At 63.1% G+C, this 1,926-nt stretch carries 1 protein-coding gene and 1 pseudogene; both read right to left on the reverse strand.

The features are described from left to right. Positions 1–423: pseudogene (locus CAG29_RS27975) on the reverse strand (hypothetical protein); the annotation flags it as partial. Then, positions 420–1,847: a hypothetical protein gene (locus CAG29_RS28885; protein ID WP_256577338.1), complete on the reverse strand. Its 1,428-nt coding sequence runs from the start codon at positions 1,845–1,847 to the stop codon at positions 420–422. The gene CAG29_RS28885 and the pseudogene CAG29_RS27975, both read right to left, overlap by 4 nt. Positions 1,848–1,926 lie beyond the last annotated feature (79 nt).

Raw genomic sequence — 1,926 nt, forward strand, 5'->3', positions numbered from 1 at the left:
GGCGGCGGTCACGGTTTCCCAGGGGACGATCCAGTATTCGCCGTTGTCGCGGGGCACGCAGACTTCGCGGCGCTGGCGGTTGAAGCGGACGGGCAAGGGAACTTTGCGGAAGAGGCCCTGGATCAACCAAAAAATCGGGAGGGCCATGACGCAAGCGCCGAAGATCAAAACATCGCGACTGAACTCAGGGTCGAAATTCCGAGTAAAGAATGACATGGCAAGAACCACCATTACTCCCGGCCACATCACCATCACCGCCGAGCCAATGCTGTAGTTGCCGATGTCAATAAAGACATCGCTCTTGCGCCAGATGGTATTGAGCACGTCACAGGGCTTCTTCCCCGTAGGGATCGGCAACGGCGCCAGATAGTCATTGCGCGAAAACAGCCCTTTTTTCGTGGTGCCTGCCGTTGGCGTGCTCATCGTTTGTCCTTGGGTTGCAGGTAAATGGCGCCGGGGTGACCGTCGCCGAGCGGGTAGTTCGGCACGCGATCCAGCTCGGGGGTCGGGTCGCCCCGCAGCGCGACGACGCCGGTGTCGTTGTTCAGGGTAAACGCCAGCCCTCGCTCCCCGCCGATGAACGTGCGGGCACCGAGCATTCCGGTGAGGGGCGTGCGGTAACGCAAGCGAAACGACACCGTGCTCGGCGGGGAACCGAGCACATTCGCCAGTTCCTTGAACGGCCCGCTGAGGCGCAGCCCCTGGCCTTCCTTGACCGGTATCCACCCGCACCGGCTGCCGGACAGCCAGTGCGGCGCCAGGTCTCGCCAGGGCCGTGGCGCCTTGTAGCCGTTGGCCGGGCTGTTCTTGATCAGGTGCCTGTAGCCCTGGGTGTCGATGGGATCGCCGATCATGCTCAGCTCCAGGTAGGCACTGCCGGGTTCGGCACCCGGCAGGTCGATGGTCAGCGCGTCAACGGCGCTGACGTGTTTCAGGCCGGCAAAGCTGTCGTCACGGGCCGGCCTTGCGCTGCTCTTCATGCTGATCCGGGGGGTGTAGAGGATCAGGTACAGGCGGTCGAGCTCGTCCTGCTGGGCTTTCGGCGCGATGGGCGCCAGGTCGCCAGCCCGTGCCTTGGACCAGCAGCAGGTGTTCAGGAAATGCTGCAGCGGCGTTTTCTCGAAGATCCAGGCCGTCAGGTACAGCACGCCCAGTGCGGCGATGACCCAGTTCACCGGGCCCATGTACAGCGTGTAGCGCAGGATGGCGACGTCCACGGTTATTGAACCGGCGAGCGCGCGAGCGGTGTAACTGAATCCCAGAATCGCTTGGGCACCGAAGGCGGCTGCTTGCCCACCGACCACGATCTGACGCATCTCCAACCATGGATCGACGGCGTTCTGGGCTTTTTCAATTTGCTCCTGAAGAGACTTGAATTCGGCCGATGCGGCACCGCCAGATATAAGGCCAATCACCCCACCAAACAACGTAAGCGCTGGCGCAGCAGAACCAAAGAAGTAAAACCGATCCCTCCCCAGCCCCACCCTAACCTGACTATCCACCACCGCCACCAACGCCGCCGCCCCATACAGGCTCGCCGAAAGCGTTTCACGTTTCCGCCGGCCTTCCATCCCCTCCAGCACCGCAGCCTCACGCAAGTAGTTCTGCACATTCACCACGTTCACCAGCAACGCCGCCAGCGGCACCACGCCGCCGCTGTTGACCACCGCTGGCGAGTTCAGGATCCGCTCTCCCCGCCCGGCCCCGATCGCCTTGCCGGTCTTGCGCACCCATTCATCCAGGGCTTCGGCCCTTTGCCCGAACAGTTTCCACACCTGTCGCGCGCCCTCGTTCACGCGCTGCAAGCGGCTTTCGCCGCCCAGTCTTGCGGCGATGAAGAGGCTCATCCACGACGCACTGAAACTGCTGTCGCCCTTGAGCAACAGCAGCGCGGCGCCCAGCCGGTTGACCAGCACGTTCCATTGG

It is taken from the genome of Pseudomonas sp. B7(2017) (assembly GCF_002112745.1).
Lineage (GTDB): Bacteria > Pseudomonadota > Gammaproteobacteria > Pseudomonadales > Pseudomonadaceae > Aquipseudomonas > Aquipseudomonas ekonensis.

Coding starts and splice junctions, on each gene's coding strand:
- CAG29_RS28885 (WP_256577338.1), bottom strand. CDS start 1,847: ATGAGCCTCTTCATCGCCGCAAGACTGGGCGGCGAAAGCCGCTTGCAG.